We start from the raw sequence: 17,240 nt of genomic DNA on the forward strand, positions 1-17,240 counted from the left end.
CCTCCGGGGAACTCCGGACGCACGGAGGAACGGATGACCGATACGCCCGCGCCCTTCACCGCCGCCGACCACGCGGCCCGTCTGCGGCGCGCGGAGTCGGCCGCGGCGGACGCCGGACTCGACGGCATCCTGGTCGCGCCGGGTCCCGACCTGGTCTGGCTGACGGGGTACCGGCCGGTGGAGACCGAGCGGCTCACGCTGCTGGTGCTGCGGCCGGGAGAGGAGCCCGTGCTGGTGGTGCCGAAGCTGGAGGCGCCCGACGCGGCCCGGGCGGCGCCCGCACTGGCCCTGCGTGACTGGACCGACGGCCAGGACCCGTACCGGGCCGCCGCGTCCCTGCTGGGCGGTACCGGCGGCACCGGCCGCTACGCCGTCAGCGACAACGCCTGGGCGATGCACCTGCTCGGCCTGCAGCGGCGGCTGCCGGACACTTCGTATGTGTCCCTCACCGACGCCCTGCCCATGCTGCGCGCGGTCAAGGACCCGGTGGAGCTGGACCGCCTGGCCGCCGCGGGCGCGGCCGCCGACGCCGCCTACGAGGAGATCAGGACCGTGCGCTTCGCCGGGCGGCGGGAGACCGAGGTCGCCGCCGATCTGGCCGGGCTGCTGCGGCGGTTCGGGCACTCCCAGGTCGATTTCACGATCGTCGCCTCGGGGCCCAACGGCGCCGACCCGCACCACGAGGCAGGCGAGCGGACCATCGAGCGGGGCGACATGGTGGTCCTCGACTTCGGCGGCCTGAAGGACGGGTACGGCTCCGACACCTCCCGTACCGTCCACGTCGGCGAGCCGGACGCCGAGGAGCGCCGGGTACACGACATCGTGCGCGCCGCCCAGGAGGAGGGCTTCCGGGCCGTCCGGCCGGGTGCTGCCTGCCAGGATGTCGACCGGGCCGCCCGCGCGGTCATCGACGAGGCCGGGTACGGCGCGTACTTCGTCCACCGGACCGGGCACGGCATCGGCGTCACCACTCACGAGCCGCCGTACATGGTCGAGGGCGAGGAACGGCCCCTGGTTCCCGGCATGTGCTTCTCCGTGGAGCCCGGGATCTATCTGCCCGGCCGCTTCGGCGTGCGTATCGAGGACATCGTGACCGTCACCGAGGACGGCGGGCGCCGCCTCAACACCACCTCGCGCGAGCTGGCGATAGTCGACTGACCGACCGTGCACGGCGGGACGGAGCGGGACCGGCCGGGGCCCGCCGTGCACGGCCGGACCGACCGCACCGGACCCCAGGAGCCCCCTTTCCCCTACACCGGGATGACGACGGCACGACCATGACCCAGGCACCGACTCCCACCGCGGACACCGTCCGCCGACTGGTCCGTTCCCTGCTGCGCGACAGCGACGGACCCGATGTGCAGCCCGTCGCCGAGGACGGCCGGCACTGCACCTGGTGGGTCGGCACCCGCCATGTGCTGCGCCTCGCCCCCGACCGCGAGGCCTCTGTACGGCTGCGGCGCGAGCTGCGGCTGCGGGACCTGGTCCGCCCGCACCTGCCGGTGGCCGTCCCGGCGAACGTCGCGCACGGCGACTGGGCGCCCGGCCTCGCGTACGCCCTCGACGCCAGGCTGACCGGCGGCACCGCAGAGGAGCACGCGGTCTCGGCCCTCGGCGAGGCCGATCTGGCAGGGCTGCTCACGGGGCTGCGCGAGGTGCCCGTACGGCAGGCGGAGGCGCTCGGCGTCCCGCGTACCGCGCCCCGCTCCCTGGAGACGCTGCGTACGGCCGGGGCGAAGGCGGCCGGTCACCTGGAGGAGGCCGACGAGTTCGCCGCCGGCCGGTTCGGCCGGTTCACCCCGCTCGCGGCGGACCGGCTCACCGGGTCCGCACCCGTGCTCGTGCACCACGGGCTCGAGGGCCGGCACCTGCTGGTGAGCGGTGACGGCCGGGTGCGCGGCGTCCTCGGCTGGTCCGGCGCGGCCCTCGGCGATCCCGCCGAGGACATCGCGGGCCTCGCCCTCGCCGTCGGCTCCCCGGCCGCCGTCCGTGCCGCCACGCTCGCCGGGTACGGGGCCCGCCCCTGTCTGCGCGGACTGTGGCTGGCCCGCTGCGACGCGGTGGTCCGGCTCTCGGACCGTCTCCGGGACCGCGGCGACGACCCGCTTGCCCTGCTGCGCGGCCGGCTGCGCCGTGCCTGGGAGCCCATCCTGCTGGAACGGGTCACGGAGCTGCCGGGGGAGGAGTGAGCGGGTGCGCGCCGGGGAGGGCCGAGCGGCCCCTCCCGGTCACCCCTGGTCACCCCCGGGCACTCCTGGTCACTCCTGGTCACTCCTGGGTCAGCACCACGCACGACTCGCCGGGCAGCCGCAGCACTCCGTCCGGGCCCGGGGCCGCCACGGGCTCCCAGGCAGCCAGTACGCGCGCGCGGTGCACGCCGAGCGGGATCGCGGCGGGCTCCCGGCCCAGGTTGACCGCCACCCGGATGTCGCCGCGGCGGAAGGCGAACCAGCGGGCCTGCCCGTCGTGGGCCGCCCTGACCTCGGCGAGATCCGGGTCCGACAGGTCGGGCTGGGTGCGGCGGAGCGCGATCAGCTTCCGGTACCAGGCGAGCACGCGCGCGTGGGGCTCGCGGGTGGGCTCCGACCAGTCGAGGCAGGAGCGCTCCCGGGTCGCCGGGTCCTGCGGGTCGGGGATCTCCTCCTCGGCCCACCCGTGCTCCGCGAACTCACGGCGCCTGCCCCGGCGTACGGCCTCGGCGAGCTCCGGGTCGGTGTGGTCGGTGAAGAACTGCCAGGGCGTGCCCGCGGCCCACTCCTCGCCCATGAACAGCATCGGCGTGAACGGCGAGGTGAGCGTCAGCGCGGCCCCGCACGCCAGCAGCCCGGGGCTGAGGCTCGCGGAGAGGCGGTCGCCCTGGGCGCGGTTGCCGATCTGGTCGTGGGTCTGCGTGTAGCCGAGCAGCCGGTGCGCCGAGACGCGCGTACGGTCCAGCGGGCGGCCGTGTCCGCGGCCCCGGAACGTCGAGTACGTGCCGTCGTGGAAGTAGCCGCCGGTGAACGTCTTCGCCAGCGCGGCGAAGGGATCGCGCGCGAAGTCCTCGTAGTAGCCCTGGGACTCGCCCGTGAGCGCGGTGTGCAGCGCGTGGTGGAAGTCGTCGTTCCACTGGGCGTGCAGGCCGTAGCCGCCCTGGGCGCGCCGGGTGATGAGCCGGGGGTCGTTCAGGTCCGACTCGGCGATCAGGAACAGGGGCCGCTCCACCTCCTCGGCGAGCGCGTCCACGGCCGACGACAGCTCCTCCAGGAAGTGGCACGCGCGCGTGTCCCTCAGCGCGTGCACCGCGTCCAGGCGCAGCCCGTCCAGCCGGTAGTCGCGCAGCCACGCCAGCGCGCTGCCGGCGAAGTACGCACGGACCTCGTCCGAGCCGGGCGCGTCCAGGTTGACGGCGACGCCCCAGGGCGTGTGGTGCCGGTCCGTGAAGTACGGCCCGAACGCGGGCAGGTAGTTGCCGGACGGGCCCAGGTGGTTGTGCACCACGTCGAGGACCACGCCCAGGCCCACCTCGTGCGCCCGGTCGACGAAGCGTTTCAGTGCCTCGGGCCCGCCGTACGGCTCGTGCACGGCCCACAGGGAGACCCCCTCGTACCCCCAGCCGTGCGTCCCGGGGAAGGGGCACAGGGGCATCAACTCGACATGCGTGACGCCCAGATCGACGAGGTGCCCGAGCCGCTCCGCGGCCGCGTCGAGGGTGCCCTCGCGCGTGTAGGTGCCCACGTGCAGTTCGTACAGCACCGCGCCGGGCAGTCCGCGTCCCGCCCACGGCACGCGCCACGCGTACCGCTCGTGGTCGACCACCGCACTCAGGCCGTCCGGGCCGTCCGGCTGGCGCCGGGAGCGCGGATCGGGCAGTACGGGACCGTCGTCGAGCGCGAAGCCGTACCGCGTCCCGTCCGTCGCCTCCGCCTCCCCCGTCCACCAACCCGAACGCCTCGTATCGCGCTCCAACGCGCGCGTGACGTCCGCGCAATGGAGCGTCACCCGGTCGGCCAGCGGTGCCCACACCTCGAACTGCACGGACGGTTCCCCTTCGGCTGCTCTTCGTGACGTAGCCCGTCCATGGTGCGCCACACACGATCAGTTCGCTGGCGATTCGGCCCGTTTGCCCGGCGGGTGCCTCCGTGACCGGAACGGCCGGCGTCCCGTTTTCTGGACACCCGGGCCCGCACTGACCGACAATCGCCGCGTGACGTCGTCCTTCGAGTTCCACACGTACCCCGCGCGGCTGTCCGACGCGGAGCGCGACCGGGCGCTGAAGGCGCTCCGTGAGGGCGTCGCCCTGGGACGTCTCTCGCACGACACGTTCGTCCGGCGCATGGAGCTCGCGCTCAGCGCCCGCCGCGCCGACGAGCTGGCCGCGCTCACCGCCGACCTGCCCACCGAGAGCCGCTTGTCCCGGCTGGTGTTCGGCACGGTCGAGGCGGTCTCCGGCTTCACCGTGCGGCTGCGCCGGGCCTGGCGCGCCGAGCGGCTGCCCAAGCTGCTGCTGCCCCAGGCGGGCGGCGGGCATCCGCTGCGCATAGGCCGCGACCCCGTCAACGGGCTGCGGCTCAGCCACGAGACCGTCTCCCGCGTGCACGCCGAACTGAGCCGCCAGGGCGGGCTGTGGGTGCTGCGCGACCTCGGCTCCACCAACGGCACGACCGTCAACGGACGGCGCGTCATCGGCGCGGCCGTGGTCCGCGCCGGTGACCAGGTGGGCTTCGGGCGCATGGCGTTCCGGCTGGCGTCGGAGTGAGGGGCCGCCGTGGAGGGGCATGCCGCCGTCCGTGCTCGTGCTCTCCACGGTGTTGACGTACTGCCCAGGGCGTGACTGACTGTGCGTACACCATGCACACCAGGTGAAACGACGGCACCACCTAGTGGAGGTGTGCCCTGCCTCCACTCCTCCACTACCCGACAGTGGACGAACTGGCCGTCCGCGCGGCCGCGCTCGTGGCCCGGCACCCACGGGAGGCCCGCCTGCGCCGCGTGGGAACCTCACGCGAGGGCACACCGCTGTGGCTGCTCTCGGTGGGCCACGGCGGCCGCCACGTCCTCGTCGTCGCCGGGCCCCACGCCAACGAGCCCGTGGGCGGCGCCACGGCGCTGCGCCTGGCCGAACGGGTCCTCGCCGACCGGCGGCTGCGGGAGGGCACCGACACCACCTGGAACCTGCTGCTGTGCCTCGACCCCGACGGCGCGCACCGCAACGAGGGCTGGCTGGCGGGCCCGTACACGCTCGGGCACTACTTCCGGAACTTCTTCCGGCCGGGCTTCCTGGAACAGCCCGAGTGGCTCCCCGAGGGCGCCGGCGGAGACGTCCTGCCGGAGACCCGCGCCCTGCTCGACCTCCAGGACGAGCTGCGGCCCTTTCTCCAGTGCTCCCTGCACGGCGTCGACATCGGCGGCGGCTTCGTCGAGCTGACCCGCGACCTGCCCGGCCTCCCGGAGCGCCTCGCCCGGATCGCCGCCCGCCTCGGCGTCCCGCGGGAACTGGGCCCCTACGACACCCTGTACTGGCCGACGCTCGGCCCCGCCGTCTACCGGGTGCCGCCGCCGCGCCCCGGCGACCTGGCCGCCGCCATCACGGAGGCCGCGGTGGAGTCCACGTGGTTCCACCCGCACCGGTACGGGACGGTGACCGCGATCGTCGAGGCCCCCATGTGGGGCGTGCGGGCCGTGGAGGACGCCTCGGAGCCGGAGGACGCCGACGCGCTCCTCCGCGCCGTCAGCAGGACGCTGCGCCACGACACGGCACTCCTGGAGGACGTCCTGGCCCGCGTCCGGCCCTCGGTGAGCACCGGCCCCGACGCGGCCCGGCTGCTCGCCCCCGTCGACGACTATCTGCTGGTCGGCCCCGGCGTCGCCGACTCCTGGGACCCCGGCGCCCACCGCGGCGCCGGCGGGCGCCCACTGCCGCCGCTCGACACGGCCCGCCTCACCGCCCTCGCCATCTCGGCCCGCCGCGTCGCGCTGCGTACGGCGGGGCTGCTGCACCAGCTCGTCCGGCGGTCCGGCCAGGACCCGGCCGGCGTGCTGCCCCGCCTGGACCGGCTCATCGACGCCTGGTGCGCCGACTACCGCGACGGCCACGGGGCGCGCTGGATACCGCCCGGCCGCCAGGTCGAGTACCAGTCGCGCGTGGTGCTCGCCGCGTTCCGGCTGTCCGGGCGTCCGCACGCGCGCGAGGACCCGGATCCCGGCTCCCCTCCGGGGGAGCCCGGCCTGGGTGTGCAGCGTGCCGTGCCGATGCGCCGCGAATGACGTACCTCACCGGCGTGGGGCCCCGGGGTGCCGTCACCGCGCGAAGGCTGCCCGCCGGCCCGATCGCCGCGGCGGTTCACGTCACATGGTCCCGGGCGTGCAGCGCCGCCGTCACCACGGTGCGGGCCTGGTGCTCCACCTGGTTCTCCAGGGGCACCCAGCGGGCCCGGAAGCGTTCCGCGAAGGAGCCGCTCCAGGTGGCCACGAGGTCTTCGAGACGCGGTGCCGCCCGGTCGTCGGCCTCTCTCAGGACCCGCAGCAGCATCGCGGCGGCCCGCAGCGGCAGCCGCCGCCCGAACGCCTCCACGCTGCCCAGGTATGCCACGGTCGTGTCCGGTGGCGTCCCCCGTGCCCAGTCCGCGGCCAGCCCCGGCACCAGGTCCAGCGCCCACCGGGTGGCCCGCAGCAGCGGCCCCTCCGCACCCGGCAGCCGGGGCAGCGCCTCGGTGAGGATTCGCTCCACCTGGCACGCGTCCCGCCGCAGCCGCCGGGCCAGCTCCCCGAGCGCCGCCTCGGGGGCCGGGTGCGGGGCGGGGTCGTCCACCAGGTCGCTCGCCCACATCGGCACCTCGACCACCGCGGTCAGCCCGCCGTGCCGGTGGGCGCGGTACCAGGTGCTGTGCCGGGCGTCGTCCGGCACGCGCGGGTGGGCGGTGTCCGGGCCGAGGTCGGGCATCACGCGCACACCGGGCCCCGAGGCACGCCAGCCGGCCGCGTCGGAGGCGCTCGTCTCGACCGGGATGTTCAGCTCGGCGGCGGACTTCGCGAACGGCTCGGCGAGCCCGGGAACGTCCTTCGTCAGCTGCACCCAGCTGCCGCCGAGATCGGTGCCGTGCAGGGTCACCTGGAGGTAGGGCCGCAGCTCGTCGATGACGCGGGTCAGGGCGCGGGTCTCCGGCGGCAGCCGGTCGGGGGGCAGCACCGACGGCGACCACTCGGGCTGCTCGGGCCCGGCCGGGCGGAAGAACCCGAGGTGGTAGTCGAACAGGGTGCGCGGCGCCGGGGTCACGTGCAGGCTCGCCCCGTCCGGGTCCGCGCACAGCAGGAAGTGCCAGGAGGTTCCGGTCCGCAACTCCCGCTCGTCCAGCACCCGTTCGGCCACCGCCAGCAGGGTCGAGCCACCCGTCGGCTCATTGGCGTGGGCGCCCGCGACGACGAGGACCGCGCGCGGGGCGTGGCCCACGGACAGCAGCTGGAGGGGCCGTCCCGCGCGCGAGACGCCGATCTGCCGGAAGGCACACAGGGCGGGGCGGCGGGCTGCCAGCGCGCGGGCGGACGACTCGAGTTCCGTGACAGTGGGGTAGCGCAGCTCCCGCAGGAGACTCACCCCCGTCCTGTCCGCCCCGTTCCGGCCCTTCGCAGTGTCCTCGGACCATGAGGGGTGTCAAGGAGGTGACGGGGGCGGCTCCAGGGGGCGCCTGGGGGCATTATGCACCGGCGGGGAGTCATATGACCGGCGCCGCGGTGTTCCTCAGTCCCGGACGCGCTCCAGCAGCGCCACCGGAAGCCGCTCGAAGAGCTCCGCCACGCGCGCGTGCCCCGTGAACTCCCGGTCCGGCGCGAGGACATCGCTCCACCGTCCGGGCGGCAGCGCCAGCCCGGTGTCGCGCCAGCCGCCCGCCTCGGCCAGCCGCAGCGACAGCCGGGTGACGGCGGTGACGACCTCGCCGGAGCGCGCGAAGGCCGCACAGTGCGCGGCGGCCGGACCCTCGGCGGTCAGCGGCCGGTACGTCGCCGTCTCCCCGAAGACATCGGGCCGGCGCCGGCGCAGCCGCAGGGCCGCCACCGTCACCTCGGACTTCTCCGAGGGCTGCCCGGGGGACACGAACGGCCGCCGGTTGTCCGGGTCCACCAGCGCCCGGTACTCGCCCTCCGTTCCCTGGTAGACGTCCGGCACGCCGGGCATCGTCAGGTGGACGAGCGCCGCGGCCAGTACGTTCGCCCGCACATGCGGCTCCAGAGCGCTGCGGAGGGCGGCCACGCGGGCGTCGCCGGCCGGCCCCCGGTCGACGAACTCGGCCACCGCGTGCTCGTACGCGGGATCCTGCTCCGTCCAGGAGGTGTGCAGCCCGGCCTCCCGCACGTGCTTCAGCAGGGCCCCCTGGAGGCGCTCCCCGTCCGCGGGGCCCAGCCCGAACGCCGTCTGCCAGGCGACCCATGCCAGCTGCGCATCGGGCACGCCCGGGCCGTCGCGCGTGACCTCCGTCAGCAGCCCGGCCCACCGCTCCGGGCACTCGGTGAGCACCGCCAGCGCGGCCCGCACGTCGGCGCTGCGCTTGGTGTCGTGCGTCGACAGCGCCGTACCCGTGGCGGGCCAGTCGCGCTGCACACGCGCGCAGTACGCGTGGAAGGCCTCGGGCGTGACGGCGGGGCTGCCCGGGTTCCCGCCCACCTCGTTCGCCGACAGCAGCGGCACATAGCGGTAGAACGCCGTGTCCTCCACGGACTTGGCCCGCAGCGCGGACGCGGTCTGCGCGAACCGCGTCCGGAACTCCTGGAGCCCCGGGCCCTCACCCGCGCGCGCGAGCACCAGGTTCCGCACCGTGTCGACGGCCCGCGCCTCCTCCGGCACCACGAATACCGTGCGCGCCTCGGCGGCGGCCTCCTCGGTGACGACGGTGGAGGCGTCCTGGGAGGCGTACGGCCGGTAGACCTCCAGCCGGACCAGGAGCTCGCACAGCGCGGTGCGCAGGGCCCAGGGGGCGTGGTCCCGCAGCGCGGGATCGGGGGCGTGCACGCACAGGTGGTGCGCCACACGAGTGAGCCGGTCCACCTCCGTGGCCAGCTCGTGCGTGAGCACCTTGTACGCGGCGCGCCGCACGGTGGCCTCCCAGTGGCCGCCCCGGTCGGGCTGAGGGGCCGCGTACCGCCGGTACTGGCCGAGGAGCTCACCGGCGCCCGCCGGGTCGACGAAGAGGCCGTCCACGTGGCGCAGGGCGTCGTAGCCGGTGGTGCCCGCGACCGGCCAGGCCGCCGGCAGCGGCTCGCCCTCGGCGAGGATCTTCTCCACGACCGTCCAGCGCCCGCCGGTCGCCTCGTGCAGCCGCCGCAGATACGCCTCCGGGTCGGCGAGGCCGTCCGGGTGGTCCACGCGCAGTCCGTCGACCACGCCCTCGTCGAGCAGCTGGAGGATCTTGGCATGGGTGGCCGTGAACACCTCCGGGTCCTCGACCCGCACCCCGATGAGCTCCGAGATGCTGAAGAAGCGCCGGTAGTTCAGCTCGGTGCGGGCCAGCCGCCACCACACGGGGCGGTACCACTGCGCGTCCAGGAGCTGCGGCAGCGGCAGCTTCTCGGTGCCCTCCCGCAGCGGGAGGACGTGGTCGTAGTAGCGCAGCTCCCGGCCGTCGACCACGAACTGGTCCAGCTCGTCGCCGAGCGGCCCGCCGAGGAGCGGCAGCAGCACCTGCCCGTCCTGCGCGTCCCAGTCGATGTCGAACCACCGCGCGTACGGCGACGCGGGGCCCTCGCGCAGCACCTCCCGCAGGGCGCGGTTGTGGCGCGGGGACATCGCCATGTGGTTGGGCACGATGTCGACGACCAGGCCGAGCCCGTGCTCCCGCGCGGTGCGCGCCAGCGACCTGAGCTCCTCCTCCCCGCCCAGCTCGCCCCGCACGCGCGCGTGGTCCACCACGTCGTACCCGTGCCCCGAGCCCGGGACGGCCTCCAGCACCGGCGACAGATGCAGATGGGAGACGCCGAGCGAGGCCACGTACGGTACGGCGGCCTGTGCGGCGGAGAAGGGGAAGTCCGGCTGGAGCTGGAGCCGGTAGGTGGCGGTCGGTGCGGTCGTCGCGGTCGGCACGGTGTCGCCCGCGGGCCCGGAGCGCTCAGGTGTCATGCCACCCTACGTACCCGCTCGGCCCGGGAACCTGCGCACCCGCCCGTGGGAACGGCGCGCCGTCCCCTCGTGCCCGGCCATGATCGGGGCACCGCCGCCGAACGGCGGACCGCCCGGGTGAGCGACGCACCCGGGCGGTCCACGCGCGCGCGGGGCCGGCGGCTCACGCCGGCCGCTGGAGCACCGTCAGGCTGCGGTCCGGCAGGGTCAGCCGGTCGCCGGCCTTGACCTTCGCGCCCTCGCCCGGCGGCACCCCTTCCGAGCGGGCGGTGTCGACCACGACCTGCCACTGACGGCCGTGGTTGACCGGCACCACGAACTGCAGTGGTCTGTGCGAGGCGTTGAACATCAGCAGGAACGAGTCGTCCGTGATGCGCTGTCCGCGCACGTCCGGTTCGGAGATCGCGTTGCCGTTGAGGAAGACGGTCAGCGTCGACGCCTGCGCGGAGTCCCAGTCGCGCTGGGTCATCTCCTCGCCCGCCGGGGTGAACCACGCGATGTCGGACAGCTCGTCGTGGGTGCCCTCGACCGGCCGCCCGTGGAAGAAGCGGCGCCGCCGGAAGACGGGGTGGTCCTTGCGCAGCCGCACGATCGCGCGGGTGAAGCCCAGCAGACCGGTCCGGTCGTCGTCCTCGCCGTCCTCCGGCCAGGGCACCCAGGAGATCTCGTTGTCCTGGCAGTACGCGTTGTTGTTGCCGCCCTGGCCCCGGGCGAACTCGTCGCCGTGGCTGAGCATCGGCACGCCCTGGGACAGCATCAGCGTCGCGATGAAGTTCCGCATCTGCCGAGCCCGCAGCCGGAGCACCTCGGGGTCGTCCGTCTCGCCCTCCGCCCCGCAGTTCCAGGACCGGTTGTGGCTCTCCCCGTCGCGGTTCTCCTCGCCGTTGGCCTCGTTGTGCTTCTCGTTGTACGAGACGAGGTCGTGCAGCGTGAAGCCGTCGTGGCAGGTGACGAAGTTGATCGAGGCCAGCGGGCGGCGGCCGTCGTCCTGGTACAGGTCGGAGGAGCCGGTCAGCCGGGACGCGAACTCCGCCATGGTGCGCGGCTCGCCCCGCCACAGGTCCCGCACGGTGTCCCGGTACTTGCCGTTCCACTCCGTCCACAGCGGCGGGAAGTTGCCCACCTGGTAGCCGCCCTCGCCGACGTCCCACGGCTCGGCGATCAGCTTCACCTGGGAGACCACCGGGTCCTGCTGGACCAGGTCGAAGAACGACGACAGCCGGTCCACCTCGTGGAACTGCCGGGCCAGCGTGGCCGCGAGGTCGAAGCGGAACCCGTCCACGTGCATCTCGGTCACCCAGTACCGCAGCGAGTCCATGATCAGCTGCAGCACGTGCGGGGACCGCATGAGCAGGGAGTTGCCCGTCCCGGTGGTGTCCATGTAGTACCGGGGGTCGTCGGTCAGCCGGTAGTACGAGGGGTTGTCCAGGCCCTTGAAGGAGAGCGTGGGCCCCAGGTGGTTGCCCTCCGCGGTGTGGTTGTAGACCACGTCGAGGATGACCTCGATCCCGGCCTCGTGCAGGGCCTTCACGGCCGACTTGAACTCCAGCACCTGCTGCCCGCGGTCGCCCCAGGACGCGTAGGCGTTGTGCGGGGCGAAGAAACCTATCGTGTTGTAGCCCCAGTAGTTGCCGAGGCCCATGTCCACCAGACGGTGGTCGTTCACGAACTGGTGCACCGGCATCAGCTCCAGCGCCGTGACGCCCAGTTCGGTGAGGTGCTCGATGATCGCCGGGTGTGCGAGCGCCGCGTAGGTGCCGCGCAGTTCCTCGGGCAGCCCCGGGTGCCGCATGGTGAGGCCCTTCACATGGGCCTCGTAGATCACGGTGTGGTGGTACTCGGTGCGGGGGCGCCGGTCGTCGCCCCAGTCGAAGTAGGGGTTGACCACGACCGAGGCCATCGTGTGGGGGGCCGAGTCGAGGTCGTTGCGCCGGTCGGGGGAGCCGAAGTGGTAGCCGTAGACCTCCTCACCCCACTTGATCGAACCGCTGATGGCGCGCGCGTACGGGTCCAGCAGCAGCTTCGCCGAGTTGCAGCGCAGTCCGCGCTCCGGTTCGTACGGGCCGTGCACGCGGTAGCCGTACCGCTGTCCGGGCATGACGCCCGGCAGGTACGCGTGCCGTACGAACGCGTCCGTCTCCCGTAGTTCCACCGCCGTCTCGGAGCCGTCGTCGTGCAGCAGACAGAGCTCGATCCGGTCGGCGGCCTCCGAGAAGACCGCGAAGTTGGTGCCGGCGCCGTCGTACGCGGCACCGAGTGGATATGCCTCTCCAGGCCAGACCTGCATGGGAACGACTCTTTCAGTTGGGCCGTACCGTTGGGAGCGTCTTGTAGCCGAGTGTCCCCGAAAGTGATGGAACCACCTTTGACTTCCTCCCCCTGCTGAAGCAGGGGAATTCCTGCGGCTCGCATCGGGGGCTTCTTCGACCCGCACCGGCGGCTTCTTGCTTCGTCGCCGACTGCCCGCCCGGCGTGCTCCGTTGAGGTCGTGCACCGGCACGATCGGTCGCCTCTCCCACTTCGAAGATGAATTCGCTCACTCGGGCCGGGGCCGTGGACCGCAACGGCCGCGGGGAGGTAGGTGGTTGGGAAAGGACCTGTCCATCCGGCTGCACCGCCCGCCGCTCCCGGAGTACCCTTCCTTGATCGTTGAGTGGGGGAGAACCCCGGGGGAGCGGAAGGCGGTGCGTGGGTGGGCTCGGGAGGGCTGGAGCTGCCTCCTGGTGACGAGAGTCGCGAGGGTCACGAGGCGAACTCCACGGAGGTCCCACCCGGCGCGGTGTCGCTGGCACGGCCGATGGAGAGGGGATCCATCGGTCCGGAACTGGACTGGAACGCCGACGCCTGGCGTGAGGTGCGTACGCGCGCCCAGCGGGCCGGACGCGCGTACATCTGGCTTAATCTCGTCGAACAGCGGCTGCGCGCGGTCGTGGCCGCCGTCCTGCGTCCGGTCTACGAGCCCGTCCACGGCGACGACTGGGTGATCGCCGCCGCCGGGCCCGCCGGACAGGAATGGGTGCAGCGCGCGGTCGCCGTCCGGGAGGTCAGCCGCCGCAAGGGCTATCTGCTGGACCCCGCCGACGACAATGTGATCAGCTTCCTCACCCTGCCCCAGCTGCGCGAGCTGATGGTGCAGCACTGGCCGTGCTTCGAGCCGTACCTCGACGAGCGGCGCGACGTGGAACTCGCACTGGACGAGCTGGAGGTGACCCGGAACGTCGTCTCCCGCAACCGGGCGCTGTCGGAGGCCGTGCTGGCCCAGGCCGAGCGGGCCTCGGCCCGGCTGCTGGAGGTCCTCGGCGCGGGCGGTGACGTGCCCTCCGCCCGCCGGCTGCCGGTCGACGCCGTCGAGGACCTGGTCGGCGACCGGTACGCGGACGTCGTGGGCGTCCATCCCGACCGGGTACGCCTGCTGCGGCAGTTCCCGGCGGAGGACCTCTTCGGCGGCGCGCGCCGGCTGGACGCGATCGGGACCGGGCTGAATCTGCTGGTGCAGAACTTCTCCGGGCGGAGGCTGGTGCGGCTCGCCGAGTCGGGGTGCCGGGTGCGGCTGCTGTTCCTGAACCCGGCGTCCAGCGCGGTGAAGCGGCGCGAGCGCGAACTCGGCATCAAACGCGGCGAGCTGAGCCGGGCGGTGGAGATGAACATCCTGCACATGCGCCGGGTGCGCTCCAAGCTGCGCGACCCCGGGGCCTTCGAGATCCAGGTGTTCGACGAGACGCCGCGCTTCACGGCGTACCTCGTGGACGGCGACGGTTCCGACGGCATCGCGGTCGTGCAGTCGTATCTGCGCCGCTCGCGCGGCATGGAGTCACCGGTGCTCGTGCTCCGGGGCGGCGGTCGGCTGCTCAAGGCGGACGAGAGGGATGAAGGCAGCCTTTTCGAGACATACCGTGAGGAGTTCGAACTGGCGTGGGTGGACTCCAGGCCCGTGTCGTGAAGCCCGTGAATCTGCGAAGTCCGTGGAGCCCGTGGAGCCTGTGAAGCCCGTGAAGTGGAAGGTGGCGGTCCGGTTGTCAGTGGCGCATGCGAGGGTGGAGGCCACTGGGGGAAAGCACCACTGAGGAGGGGGCCACCATGAGCTGGCACCGGGAGCCACTGATCGGCTTCGACCTGGAGACGACCGGCACGGACCCGCGCGAGGCGCGCATCGTCACGGCGGCCGTCATCGAGCTCAGGGACGGCGAGCCGGGCGCACGCCGGGAATGGCTGGCCGACCCGGGCGTGGAGATCCCCGCCGAGGCGGTGGCCGTGCACGGCATCAGCAACGAGCGCGCGACGACCGAGGGCAGCCCGGCCGACCAGGTCGCCGACGCGGTCGCGGACGTCCTCGCCGGGTACTGGCGGGCGGGCGTCCCGGTCGTCGCGTACAACGCCGCCTTCGATCTGACCCTGCTCTCGGCCGAGCTGCGCCGGTACGGGCTGCCGTCGCTGCGTGAGCGGCTCGGCGGCCTCGATCCCGCGCCGGTCGTCGACCCCTACACGATCGACCGCCGGGTGGACCGCTACCGCCGCGGCAAGCGGAATCTGGAGGCGGTCTGCGGGGAGTACGGGGTCGTGCTCGACGCCGCCCACGACGCGGCGGCGGACGCGCTGGCCGCGGCCCGGCTCGCCCGCGCGATAGCCCTCCGCCACCCCAAGGTCGCGGCCCTCGGCCCGGCGGAGCTGCACCGCCGTCAGATCGAGTGGTACGCGGCATGGGCGGCGGACTTCCAGAGTTTCCTGCGCCGCAAGGGCGACGCGGAAGCGGTGGTGGAGGCGTCCTGGCCGCTGCGGGAGCCGGCGGACGAGCCGGTCTGAACCGGGGTCGTACCGAGGCCGTCACGCCGGCCGGGGGCTTGCGGTCGGCTCCACCCGGGGCCGCGCGCCACGGGCGTGGTCCGCACCCGGCATGCGCGGCGACCGGTCCGGTCCGGGTGGCGCCGAAGCAGAGGCGAGGAGGTGCGGAGGAGCGAGGGGAGCGGAGGAAGCGGACAGATCAGACGCCGGTAGGTGTCGTGGCCGGGTGTCGGGTGTCCTTTTCGGTGTCTCCGGCATCTCTGGCGTCCTCGGTCTCCTCGGCGTCTTCGGCGGGCTGTTCGGCGGGCTCTGCGGTGGGGGCGGCTCGGGTGCGGTGCGGGGCGGTTGCGCGGTGGGCGCGTTCCACGGACTGGCCCCAGTAGGTGCCGGCGATCATCACGGCCGCCCCGAGACCGGTCAGTGCCGTGAAGCGCTCGCCGCCCAGGGCGACGCCCACGGCGGCGGCCCAGACCGGCTCGGTGCCCAGCAGCAGGCTTGCCCGGCTGGGCGAGGTGCGCTGTATCGCCCAGGTCTGGACGAGGAAGGCGAACACGCTGCAGAACAGGGCGAGATAGAGCAGCTGCGTCCAGGTCCCGGCGTCGGCGCGGGCCAGGGCCGGCAGCTCGCGCGCGGCCGGTACCAGGAACAGGGCCGTGCCGACGAGGGCCTGCACCGCCGTCAGGTGCAGCGGCCGTACGGCCCGGCCCGCGGTGAGCCGGCCGACCAGCGCCACATGGCCCGCCCGGACGACCGCGGCGGCGAGCATCAGCAGATCGCCGGGGCGGGGCGCGTGGAAGCCGTCGCCGGCCATGAGGAGGCCGACGGCCAGGACGCACACGCCGGCGGCGGCGTAGAAGACGGGAGGCAGCCCGCCGGGATGACCGGTGCGGTCGAGGAGGGGGGTGAGGACGACGGTCAGGCTGATGATGAGCCCCGCGTTGGCGGCACTGGTGTGGGCGACACCGTAGGTCTCCAGGACCAGGACGGCGGCCTGTGTGACGCCCAGGGGCACTCCGGCCCGGAGTTCGTCACGGGTCCACCGGCGCGGCCCGCGCCGCGGCCCCCGGCGGGCGGAGAGGAGGCCGAGACAGGCGAGCGCGGAGAGGGCGTAGCGGACGAGCAGGACCAGCAGGACGGGGAGGGCCGCGGTGGCGGTCTGGGCGGACAGATAGCTGGAACCCCAGACGAGCGCGACCAGGAGGAGTACCGCGTCGGTACGGCGGGCGTCGGACACCCGCCCACGGTGCACCGGCGGCATCGCTGAAGCCCAGGGCCACCTTCTTCAATGATCTTTCAGTTCCCCTTCAACGTTCCCTGGATCATGCCCTTCAACGTCCTTCGGACCGGGCCCTACAGTGAGGACGTGGACGAACGCCAGCTGCGGATACTGCGGGAACTCGGCGAACTGGGCAGCGTCACCGCGGTCGCCGAGGCACTGCTGGTGTCGCCCTCGGCGATCTCGCAGCAGCTGCGGCTGCTCCAGCGCTCGATCCCGGTGCCGCTCACCGAGCGCCACGGGCGGCGGCTGGTGCTCACGGACGCCGGGCAGGCCCTGGCGGGCGCGGCCGTCGAGGTGGAGACGGCACTGGCGCGTGCCCGGCACACCGTCGAGGAGTTCGTGGACCGGCCGGACGGCGAGGTGTCGGTGGCGGCGTTCCACAGCGCGGGAGCGGCCTTCTTCCCGCTGCTGCTCCGCGCGTTCGCCGGGCCCGGGCACCCGGTGCTCGCGCTCGCCGACGAGGACGTGGCACAGGACGACTTCCCCCGGCTGACACGGGAGTACGACCTCGTGCTCGCCCACCGCCTCGACCACGCCCCGCCGTGGCCGCGCGCGGTGACCGTGACCACGCTGCTGCGCGAGCCGCTCGACGTGGCCCTGCCGGCCGGTCATCCGCTCGCCGCCGCACCGGCGCTGACCCCGGCGGACGTGGCCGACCAGCCGTGGATCACCGTGCACGACGGCTTCCCGGTCATGGCGACCATCGAGGCGATCGGGGCGGCGGCCGGGCGGGAACTCCGTCTGGCCCACCGCATCAACGAGTTCGCGGTGGCCGCCGAGACCGTGGCGGCGGGCGGTGGACTCGCCCTCATGCCGCGCTGGACCGTGCGTCCGCACCCCGCGCTGGTCCTCAGACCGCTCACCGGCGTCCGGGCGCGGCGCCACATCGACGCGCTCCACCGCCCCGAGCGCACGGCCCGCAAGGCGGTCCGCACGGTCCTGACCGAACTGCGCCGCGCGGCGCGGACGATCCAGGACCGTGACGGGGACCGGGGCAGAAACCGTGACGGGGACCGGGGCAGGGACCGTGACGGGGACCGGAATCGTGGCGCCGGGGCGCTGTCCGCCGACGTATGACCTCCCGTTTCCCGGGCTCGG

The 17,240-nt window shown here is 73.9% G+C and carries 12 protein-coding genes; 7 read left to right on the top strand and 5 right to left on the bottom strand.

Going from position 1 to position 17,240, the window contains the following annotated elements:
• Positions 1-33 precede the first annotated feature (33 nt).
• Positions 34-1,158 carry a M24 family metallopeptidase gene (locus IE242_RS26260; RefSeq protein WP_189863419.1) on the top strand — a complete coding sequence of 375 codons (1,125 nt, stop codon included), beginning with the start codon at positions 34-36 and terminating at the stop codon, positions 1,156-1,158.
• Between the two features lie 119 nt (positions 1,159-1,277).
• Positions 1,278-2,189: an aminoglycoside phosphotransferase family protein gene (locus IE242_RS26265; RefSeq protein WP_189863421.1), complete on the top strand. Its 912-nt coding sequence runs from the start codon at positions 1,278-1,280 to the stop codon at positions 2,187-2,189.
• Positions 2,190-2,268: 79 nt separating this feature from the next.
• Here the strand turns inward: IE242_RS26265 and treZ are convergent, their stop codons facing one another.
• Complete coding sequence (gene treZ / locus IE242_RS26270; RefSeq protein WP_189863423.1) at positions 2,269-4,014, bottom strand: malto-oligosyltrehalose trehalohydrolase; 1,746 nt, start codon at positions 4,012-4,014, stop codon at positions 2,269-2,271.
• 169 nt (positions 4,015-4,183) lie between these two features.
• Here treZ and IE242_RS26275 point away from each other — a divergent pair, with 169 nt between their 5' ends.
• Together IE242_RS26275 and IE242_RS26280 are read left to right on the top strand one after the other, a co-directional pair.
• On the top strand, positions 4,184-4,735 hold the full coding sequence (locus IE242_RS26275) for an FHA domain-containing protein (RefSeq protein ID WP_189863425.1): 552 nt from the start codon (positions 4,184-4,186) through the stop codon (positions 4,733-4,735).
• A 164-nt stretch (positions 4,736-4,899) separates the two neighbouring features.
• Positions 4,900-6,243, top strand: coding sequence for a M14 family zinc carboxypeptidase (locus IE242_RS26280; RefSeq protein ID WP_189863427.1), 1,344 nt, complete (start codon positions 4,900-4,902; stop codon positions 6,241-6,243).
• 76 nt (positions 6,244-6,319) lie between these two features.
• On the opposite strand, the gene IE242_RS26285 is transcribed toward IE242_RS26280, so the two are convergent.
• The 3 genes from IE242_RS26285 to glgX all read right to left on the bottom strand — a co-directional run bounded on the left by IE242_RS26285 (position 6,320) and on the right by glgX (position 12,371).
• Positions 6,320-7,570: a M14 family zinc carboxypeptidase gene (locus IE242_RS26285; RefSeq protein ID WP_189863429.1), complete on the bottom strand. Its 1,251-nt coding sequence runs from the start codon at positions 7,568-7,570 to the stop codon at positions 6,320-6,322.
• Positions 7,571-7,714: 144 nt separating this feature from the next.
• Complete coding sequence (gene treY / locus IE242_RS26290; RefSeq protein ID WP_189863431.1) at positions 7,715-10,084, bottom strand: malto-oligosyltrehalose synthase; 2,370 nt, start codon at positions 10,082-10,084, stop codon at positions 7,715-7,717.
• A 163-nt stretch (positions 10,085-10,247) separates the two neighbouring features.
• Complete coding sequence (glgX, locus tag IE242_RS26295; protein WP_189863433.1) at positions 10,248-12,371, bottom strand: glycogen debranching protein GlgX; 2,124 nt, start codon at positions 12,369-12,371, stop codon at positions 10,248-10,250.
• 405 nt (positions 12,372-12,776) lie between these two features.
• Between glgX and IE242_RS26300 the strand changes: the two genes are divergently transcribed.
• Positions 12,777-14,024, top strand: coding sequence for a DUF5919 domain-containing protein (locus IE242_RS26300; protein ID WP_189863434.1), 1,248 nt, complete (start codon positions 12,777-12,779; stop codon positions 14,022-14,024).
• Positions 14,025-14,161: 137 nt separating this feature from the next.
• Positions 14,162-14,884 (top strand): 3'-5' exonuclease, encoded by a 723-nt coding sequence (locus tag IE242_RS26305; protein WP_189863436.1) that lies wholly within the window; start codon positions 14,162-14,164, stop codon positions 14,882-14,884.
• 178 nt (positions 14,885-15,062) lie between these two features.
• Here the strand turns inward: IE242_RS26305 and IE242_RS26310 are convergent, their stop codons facing one another.
• Positions 15,063-16,097 carry a DMT family transporter gene (locus IE242_RS26310; protein ID WP_189863438.1) on the bottom strand — a complete coding sequence of 345 codons (1,035 nt, stop codon included), beginning with the start codon at positions 16,095-16,097 and terminating at the stop codon, positions 15,063-15,065.
• Positions 16,098-16,226: 129 nt separating this feature from the next.
• Here IE242_RS26310 and IE242_RS26315 point away from each other — a divergent pair, with 129 nt between their 5' ends.
• A complete protein-coding gene (locus IE242_RS26315; RefSeq protein WP_189863440.1) occupies positions 16,227-17,219 on the top strand; it encodes a LysR family transcriptional regulator in 993 nt (330 codons plus the stop codon).
• The last annotated feature ends 21 nt before the right edge of the window (positions 17,220-17,240 follow it).

The sequence above is a fragment of the Streptomyces poonensis genome, assembly GCF_014650915.1.
In the GTDB taxonomy this organism is placed as follows: Bacteria; Actinomycetota; Actinomycetes; order Streptomycetales; family Streptomycetaceae; genus Streptomyces; species Streptomyces poonensis.